This window comes from Xanthomonas cissicola (assembly GCF_008801575.1).
Lineage (GTDB): Bacteria > Pseudomonadota > Gammaproteobacteria > Xanthomonadales > Xanthomonadaceae > Xanthomonas > Xanthomonas cissicola.
In genome coordinates this window covers 45,568-53,711 of the sequence record NZ_VZPL01000030.1, presented here as the reverse complement: position 1 = coordinate 53,711, position 8,144 = coordinate 45,568, and the positions used below count along the sequence as shown (strand labels likewise).

The following is an 8,144-nucleotide window of genomic DNA, read 5'->3' as shown; positions in this document are numbered from 1 at the left end:
CACGATCGGTCACTTGCCGGACCGCCTCGATCTTGAACTCATCCGTATACCGCTTACTGCTCATGGACACCTCCGAATCAGCCATTTTCCATGGCCTTGAGATGTCTAAGAAATCCTGGGCGTATCATACACGCGGTTTCGAGCCTCCCGACTTCCCGTCCGTCGCCTTGCGGCGGGCGGGCTGATTCCATGGAATGAGGAGCAGGCCATGTCGGACGTTATACGCGATGTGCAGTCACAGCCGGGCTACTACCTGCCAGAAGGCGCGCAATACCGCCTGCAGCAACTGCGCGACCACATGCGCTTCTTGGCGCGCCTTGCGCAGCCACGCACACAGGCCGAAGAGCAGGCTAGGCAGCCTGCCATCTGCATGGATGAGTTGGCGTTTTGTCTGGAGTTACTGGCCGAGCAGGTGGGCCGGGTGCTGGACGATGTGGAGTGCGCTGTCATCGAAGGGGCGCATCCGTTGCCATGACGTGTTGTGCCCTCCGGATCCTGTTGACGTCCGGATCACCGCCGAATGGACGCATGATCGGCACGGGTATGGCAGCACGCAGCGGTGCCGATCGAATGCCCGTATCAGCGCTCAGACTGCGCGCGTACGTGCACACTTGGCTCACTTGCTTTTCAATCCCGCGCTTCTAGACCCAGCCACTACAACCTACGTGGTCTATTGGCTCGCGCTCACCTGTAACGTGGGCGCTGCTAAAACTAATTGCTGCTAAAAAGAAGGCAAGCGCGTCAGTTTTTCGAAGGTGCGATGCATCCGATCACGGGGCGGGAGCGGCGGTTCGGTGAAAAAGGGGGCGCGCAGCAGTCTCTCGGCCTTGGTGCGTTCGCCGGTTCCGTCGTCCAGCATGCTGTTGAAGAAGCCGACCACCGTGCGCTTGTGGTCTGCGGGGAGGGCCTGCAACGCATCCATGAAGGGAAAGGTGTCTGCGGTCTTGGGGCGATTGATCCCGATCATGCCCATGTTGTAGTCGGGGCGCTTGAGCACATGCACCAGCAGTTGCGCCACGCTGTAGACGTCGCGCGTATGCCTGGCGGGGGTGCTCAAGTCGTAAAAGCCCGGTGTGCCGCCGCGGTTAGGGTCGCCTTCCTCTGAACCGAGCCCCATGTCGATCAGCCGAAAGATCTTGGTGGGTTGGTCGTACATGACGTTGTTGTGCGAGATGTCCTGATGCACGATGCCGGCGTCTTCGCAGCAGGCGATGCCCACCAGTACATCGGCCATCAGCTGCCGGGCCAGGCCGAGATACTCCATTGCGCTGATGGCGCCTTGCTGCAGCGCCGGGCGTGCGCGGCCAATCATGCTGCGCACGCTGATGCCGTCGATTTTCTCCAGCAAAATTCCGAAGGTATGTTCGATCTGCACCACGCCATGGGCGTGGACGATATACGGCACTGCATCCACCGACCTGATCATTTGATACTCATGGAAGATCATGGCTTTGCGCTCAGCGATCCGTTCCTGCAGCGTCGGTGCGTCTGTAACGGTGGCAGGGTCGTACAGTGTCAGTGGGATCGGCCGTTGCGGGTTCGTGCACAACAAGGCCTTGAAGATGAAGTCGCGTCCGCAATGTTGCTCGCCCTGCCAGAGATCTTCGGCCAGCCGCACCGCGTAGGTTGAGGCGGATGCGCCGGTGCCGACGGTGGGCATGGCGTCCAGCGTTCCTGCAGTGCCTGCGTGCCCGGTTTCCAGCGTCACCTTGAGAAAACCAGTGTCTACATCCAGGGCGCCTGGCTTCAACGCCGAGAGCTTCTGGATCAAGTCCGGGCGTTCGGAGCGGCTGGTCAGCGCTTTCACCAGACGCGGGCTCAGCACGACGTGCTGCCGGGCATGACGCATCTCGCTGACCAGCCGCCGTGCGTTGCGCAAGTTCTGGAATGCGTCATTGCTGTCGGCGCCCGCAAGGGCCGATGTGCGCGCCGGTGTCTCCAGCAGGCAGGCCCACGTCGGTGAGCCGGGCTGCTGGCCGAGACGGGGGCTGCGGCCGGTGACAGGCGTCGTTGGCGAATCGCTACTGGATGAGGACCAGGTGTGCGGTGCCGACGCTGCCTGCAGGTGGGGCACCACGACCTCCAGGCGCTTACGTTCATCGGCGAGCATGCCGGTGATGCTTCTGCGTTTTTCCAGCAGGTTGAGCGGATGGTCTGCGACGGGATGGGGCGGGGTATGCGGCTCGGGCGCCTGTGCAGTTTCGGGCGCATCGCGCTCTGCGTCTGCACGTAGCGCCGTGGAAGGGAGAGTGAAGTTGCCGGAGATCTGTTTCATGGTCGAGGCCAGTGTGGTCAACGATCAGGGGAGGTGGCTCTGGCGGTTCGCTTGCAACACGCGGCCATGCGGCAACTGGCGTGCGCCCGTTGGAACCAGGAGCCACTCAGCGGCGATGTCGGCTGCGTCACCCGGCATCATCATTGAGGCAGTGGTGCATGCGTAGGGAGCAATGCACGAAGCGGTGCAGGCGTGTGCGAAGTTGCGCCAGTGCTGCGTGTCTTGGCATCTGGGGCGGCGGGATCGCCCCGGCGGGTGTGGCCGACGCGCAATGTCCACGCGATCGCCAGCCACTCGGCTCGTTCGCCTGCCGCGATGCGCTGGTGCCGGCTGGAACGCGTGCGCGCTTTGGCAAGCGCAGTGCCGCTTGTTTCGTGTTCGGCAATGGTTTTTCGGCCGGATGCGTCATGCCCGATCACGCTGGGGAACAATGGCGGGCATCGATCGCGGAGAGGTGACCATGCGACCTTCAGCATTGACGTCTGCCACGCGCCGAGGCGCCAGGCGCGAGCAGCAAGAGGGCGCGACCGTGGCAGACGCCGGCCCGTCTGCACCGGCCAGCGACCCGCACGCCAACACGCAATTGGCCCAGAACCTGCCGCGGCGGCCCGTGCGCGAGGCGCCGCTGAGAGCGCCTGGCACGCCGCATGGCGCCCACCTCGCAAATGTGGGACGCTCGATCGCATATGTGGGCGCCGCCGGGGCCGCACTCTGCGGAGGGTTTGCGGCGCTCCAGGCACCTGCCGCGGCGGCATACGGCTATCTCAACGATGATCTGTATTACAAGAATCTCGCTGTGGTCAGTAGCTGCCAGGCAGTAGGAGCGCTGGCCGCATTCCTGGGGATGAGGCTGGCCGATGTGATGGCCGCTCGCTACGTGGAGGCGCAAGCTCGGTGGTACGAAGTGCCGACGAAGGCGCAGCGGGCAAGCGAGTTGGGAACAACCGAGGCCTGCCTGGATGAGGCGGTCGACATGGTGACCATATTCGACGCCGACCATCCTGGGCCTGCCATGGACGGAGGCGAGCAGCTGGTATTGGCCACGGATCTGCTGCACCTCATGACGGTGGAGCGTTCTCGCTTGCCGCCGGAATTGTGGCAAGCGGCCAGCGGTGTTGGCGACGATGCGCACAGGTTGGTCACCCAGCTTTTGCAGGCAGCCAGAGCCCGTGCAGCGGATCAAGCGTCGACGTCGTAGGCAGACTGAGTGAGCGCTGGCAAATGGCGGGAGCATGCGGCCCGCAATCGGCGAGCCGGTGCTGCTCGAGGATTACACCGGCGCCGACTTGAGGATGCCCGACAAACTCTCCCGCAGGATCAGCTGCAGATGCATGCGGTTGAGTTCCATGCCGCTGGTCATCACGCTGTGCAGGCCGCCGCACATGGCAGCGACGGCGAGGACGCGGGCCTGGAATTCGTGTTCGCTGCTGGCGGTGTCGGTATGGCCGCGGAGCAGGCGCTTGAGCAATGCGCTGAGGTGTTCGATCAGCGATGCGCTCTGCCGGCGCATGAAGGCGGCCAGCACCGGGTCGCGCAGGGTGGCCAGGTGCAGCTCCAGGTCGATGCGGGTGCGCTTGATGTTGATTTCCTGCAGCAGCCAGTCTTCGAGCAGGCCGGCGATGAAGTCCACCACGTGCACGTTGGCCGGGCGTTCCACCAGCCACATCTGACGGATGGCGGGCATGTAGTTGCGCTCGAGCAATGCGCGCACCAGCGCGTCCTTGTCTTCGAAGCGCTGCAGCAGACTGCCGCATGACAGACGGGTGCGTTCGGCGATGAGCTCGAAGCTGGTGGCCGAAAGGCCGATCTCGTCGATGCAGCGTTCGGCGGCGTCCAGTACGTCGTCTACCAGGAGCTCTTCGCGCTGTTTTGCGGTGCGCAGCTGAAGGACGTTGGACATGGGCGAGCGGTGTGTCGGGGGCCTGCAGTATACCGAGACAGGGTTATGCATCCGTTGGAGCCGCGCTGGTCCGTGCTATGGCGCATGTTCCTTGCAGCGTGCGCGATGTGCGGGCTCATGTATGACACCGGTAGCGCGGCGGCGCATGCCGCGCGCATGGTCGACCACCTGTTCACGGCGGCTGTGCGACACGTGGTGCCGACGTGATGCAGGAGATGGGTGTGAGTGAGCACAGTGCGGTTGCGGGGGTGTCGGCGCAGTGGCCGGCGCGCCTGTGGGTGGTGCGGCATGGGCAAAGCGCAGGCAACGTGGCGCGCGATGTGGCCGAGTCCAATGGCGCGACGTTGATCGACCTGGAGCATCGCGATGCGGACGTGCCGCTCTCGGCGCTGGGCGAGCGCCAGGCCGAGGCCTTGGGCGCGTGGATGGCTGGGCTTCCCGAACACGAGCGGCCGACCTTGATCCTGAGTTCGACCTATGTGCGCGCGCGGCAAACCGCCGCTGCGGTTGCGCGTGCGCTCGGCCAGCCGACCGATGTGGTCAGCGTGGACGAGCGGCTGCGCGAGAAGGAATTCGGCGTACTCGACCGTTACACCACGGCCGGCATCCTGGCGACGTTTCCGGAGCTGGCCGAGCAGCGCAAGCTGGTGGGCAAGTTCTATTTCCGCCCGCCTGGTGGCGAGAGCTGGTGCGATGTGATCTTTCGCTTGCGCAGCATCGTGGGCGACCTGCAGCGCAATCATGTAGGTGCGCGCGTGCTGATCGTGGGGCACCAGGTGATCGTCAATTGCTTCCGTTACCTGATCGAGCGGATGGACGAGGCTACGATCCTGGCCATCGACCGCGAAGGCGACGTGCCCAATTGTGGCGTCACCGAATATGAGGCCGCGGCCGATGGGCAATCGCTGCAACTGGTGCGCACCAAGTTCGTGCCGCCAGAGCTGGCCGATGAGCCGGTGACCACCGAATCCGATCGCCCGGCTGGAGCGCGCTGATGGCTGCCGCACGCCTTCGCACGCTGACCGCTGCCGCACTGCGTGCGATGCCGCTGCCATCGCCCGGCGGCGACAAGGAGCAGCGGGGGCGCGTGTTGGTGGTGGGGGGCTCGATGCGCGTGCCCGGTGCCGCATTGCTGGCCGGGGAAGCTGCATTGCGCGCGGGCGCCGGCAAATTGCAGATCGCCACCGCTGCCACCGTGGCGCCGGCAATGGCCTTGGCGGTGCCCGAGGCATTGGTGCTGGGACTGGGGCAGAACGGGCAGGGCGAGATTACGCGCGGGCACCGTGCATTGGACGCGGCGCTGGCAGCCTGCGACGCGGCCGTGATCGGGCCTGGCATGGCGTCGACCACGACGGCAACGGCGCTGGTCAAGCTGGCCGCTGCCAAGGCGGTCTGTACCTTGGTGCTGGACGCCGGCGCGCTGTCGCGCAGCTTGCGTGCGCCGCCTGGGCGCCCATTCGTGCTGACGCCGCATGCCGGCGAAATGGCAACGCTCGCCGGCGACGACAAGGCTGCGGTGGAAGCAGCGCCGGGCGAGTACGCGCTTGCCTTCGCGCAGAAGATGCGCAGCGTGGTGATCGTCAAGGGGGCGGACAGTTTCATCGCCGGGCCGGCTGGTGCGTTGTGGGTGCATCGCGGTGGTGTGCCCGGATTAGGCACGTCTGGTTCGGGCGACACCTTGGCCGGCTTGATCGCGGGGTTTGCTGCGCGGGGCAGCGATGCGTTGACCGCCGCGCTGTGGGGTGTATTTGTGCACGCGGTAGCGGGTAAGCAGCTGTCCAGGCGGATTGGCACGGTTGGATTTCTGGCACGCGAGATTCCACAAGAAGTGCCCGGGATTTTGGATCGTTTGTCGCGCAAGTGAGTGAGCCCCTCTCCCTGCGGGAGAGGGGTTGGGGTGAGGGTACGGCTGCTGGGATTGGTGAAGATTGAAGTCTTTTACGTTGTTATGTTCGCGATGCATTACGCGCGCGGCCGGCACCTTTAAGTGCACACGTACCCTCATCCGGCGCTGCGCGTCACCTTCTCTCCCATGAAGGGGGACAATGTTCCGACGGGAGAAGGAAATGCTGGCGTCGCGGCTTAGCCCCTCTCTCTCCGGGAGAGGGGTTGGGGTGAGGGTACGGCTGCTGGGATTGGTGAAGATTGAAGTCTTTTACGTTGTTTTGTTCGCGACGCATTACGCGCGCGGCCGGCACCTTTAAGTGCTCACGTACCCTCATCCGGCGCTGCGCGTCACCTTCTCTCCCATGAAGGGGGGCAATGTCCCGACGGGAGAAGGAAGTCTGATGTCACACCGCACTGCGCTTGCGCTCGTTTGTCCTGCAATGCTGCGGCGCGTTGGTCGGTTAGGCTTGCGCGATCTACCTGGGAGGGTGCGCGGTGAAGCGAGCGATGACGTGGTCGGTGGTGGGGATGTTAGGGATGGGGCTGGGCACAGTGATGAGCGCGAGTGCAGCAGCGACGGCTGTTGCATCCGCAGCGACGCCAACAGCGGTAGATGAGACCTCGCCAGCGGTGAGCAGCACTGGTGCACTGCGCGTCTACACCAGTTCTCAAGGCGCCACGCAGCAGATGCGCGTCAGCACGGCTGCTGCTCCTGCCAACGGGCATCCGCTGACCGAAAAAGAAAACTCCATCTTCGTCAATCCGCAACGGCAATTTCAGGAACTGTTGGGCATCGGTGGCGCGATCACCGATTCCAGCGCAGAGACCTTTGCCAAGCTGCCAAAGCGTGCGCAACGTGCGCTGCTCACGGCGTACTACGATCCGCAGCAGGGCATTGGCTATACGCTGGCGCGTATCACCATCCATAGCTCGGATTTCAGCAGCGGCAGCTACACCTACATCAAGGAGGGCGACGCGGCGCTGAAGAGTTTTTCGGTCAAGCACGACGCCAAGTACCGCATCCCGATGTTGCGCCAGGCGATTGCGGCGGCCGGCGGCAAGCTCACCACGTTCGCCAGCCCGTGGAGTGCGCCGGCCTTCATGAAAGACAGCAAGACCATGCTCAAGGGCGGCAAGCTATTGCCCGAGTACGCGCAGGCCTGGGCAAGCTACTACACGCGCTTTATTGCCGCGTACGAGAAAGCGGGCATCCCTATCTGGGGCATCAGCCTGCAGAACGAGCCGATGGCGGTGCAGACCTGGGAGTCGATGCTGTTTTCGGCCGAGGAAGAGCGCGACTTCTTGAAGCATCATCTTGGGCCCACAATGGCCGGCGCCGGCTACGGCGAGCGCAAGATCATCGTGTGGGACCACAACCGCGACATGATGGTGCATCGCGCGCATGTGATCTTCGATGACCCGGAAGCGGCAAAATATGCATGGGGCATGGGCTTCCATTGGTATGAAACCTGGGCCGGATTCGAGCCGATGGTGGAGAACGTGGCGGCAGTTGCGCAGGCGTACCCGGACAAGCACTTGCTGTTGACCGAAGCGGCGGTGGAAAAGTTCGACCCGGCCAAATTGCAGTATTGGCCCAATGGCGAACGCTACGGCACGGCCATCATCAACGACCTCAATCATGGCGCAGTGGGCTGGACGGACTGGAACATTCTGCTCGACCAGCATGGTGGGCCGAACCACGTGGGCAATTACTGCTTTGCGCCGGTGCATGCCGATACGCGCACGGGCGAGGTGATCTATACGCCGAGCTATTGGTATATCGGCCACTTTTCCAAATTCATCCGGCCGGGCGCACGGCGGGTCAGCTCAGCCAGCAGCCGTAGCAATCTGGCGACCACGGCGTTCCTCAACACCGATGGCAGCCTGGCCATGGTGGTCATGAATGCCGGCGACGTTGCGATTGCTTACAACCTGTATGTGGGCGAGGCATCCAGTACGTTGGAGATTCCGGCGCATGCGATCCAGACCGTGGTATTGGCGCAGTAAGCGAACTGCCGCAATTGGTCGAGCTGCGATCTGGCGCAGCCGCATCCGTCTAGCGTGCTCCTTCTGCCGAGTGGA

General features: G+C 63.9%; 7 protein-coding genes. 5 read left to right on the top strand and 2 right to left on the bottom strand.

Annotation, left to right across the window (positions count from 1 at the left end):
* Positions 1–208 precede the first annotated feature (208 nt).
* On the top strand, positions 209–475 hold the full coding sequence (locus F7R02_RS14020) for an XAC0095 family protein (protein WP_078537078.1): 267 nt from the start codon (positions 209–211) through the stop codon (positions 473–475).
* 246 nt (positions 476–721) lie between these two features.
* On the opposite strand, the gene xopAU is transcribed toward F7R02_RS14020, so the two are convergent.
* Positions 722–2,296, bottom strand: coding sequence for a serine/threonine protein kinase (xopAU, locus tag F7R02_RS14015; protein ID WP_078588856.1), 1,575 nt, complete (start codon positions 2,294–2,296; stop codon positions 722–724).
* Between the two features lie 409 nt (positions 2,297–2,705).
* Between xopAU and xopAV the strand changes: the two genes are divergently transcribed.
* The gene (xopAV, locus tag F7R02_RS14005; RefSeq protein ID WP_078588852.1) at positions 2,706–3,473 is read left to right on the top strand and encodes a type III secretion system effector XopAV; all 768 of its coding nucleotides are present in this window, start codon (positions 2,706–2,708) and stop codon (positions 3,471–3,473) included.
* A gap of 72 nt (positions 3,474–3,545) precedes the next feature.
* On the opposite strand, the gene F7R02_RS14000 is transcribed toward xopAV, so the two are convergent.
* Positions 3,546–4,175, bottom strand: a complete 630-nt coding sequence (locus F7R02_RS14000) for a TetR/AcrR family transcriptional regulator (RefSeq protein WP_078588851.1) — start codon at positions 4,173–4,175, stop codon at positions 3,546–3,548.
* A 215-nt stretch (positions 4,176–4,390) separates the two neighbouring features.
* Between F7R02_RS14000 and F7R02_RS13995 the strand changes: the two genes are divergently transcribed.
* The 3 genes from F7R02_RS13995 (at position 4,391) to F7R02_RS13985 (ending at position 8,069) form a co-directional block, all read left to right on the top strand.
* Positions 4,391–5,170 (top strand): histidine phosphatase family protein, encoded by a 780-nt coding sequence (locus F7R02_RS13995; RefSeq protein WP_078588867.1) that lies wholly within the window; start codon positions 4,391–4,393, stop codon positions 5,168–5,170.
* Positions 5,170–6,039 carry an NAD(P)H-hydrate dehydratase gene (locus tag F7R02_RS13990; RefSeq protein WP_078588849.1) on the top strand — a complete coding sequence of 290 codons (870 nt, stop codon included), beginning with the start codon at positions 5,170–5,172 and terminating at the stop codon, positions 6,037–6,039. The genes F7R02_RS13995 and F7R02_RS13990 overlap by 1 nt, the downstream gene beginning before the upstream one ends.
* A 551-nt stretch (positions 6,040–6,590) precedes the next feature.
* Positions 6,591–8,069 (top strand): glycoside hydrolase family 30 protein, encoded by a 1,479-nt coding sequence (locus tag F7R02_RS13985; RefSeq protein WP_139370860.1) that lies wholly within the window; start codon positions 6,591–6,593, stop codon positions 8,067–8,069.
* Positions 8,070–8,144: the final 75 nt, after the last annotated feature.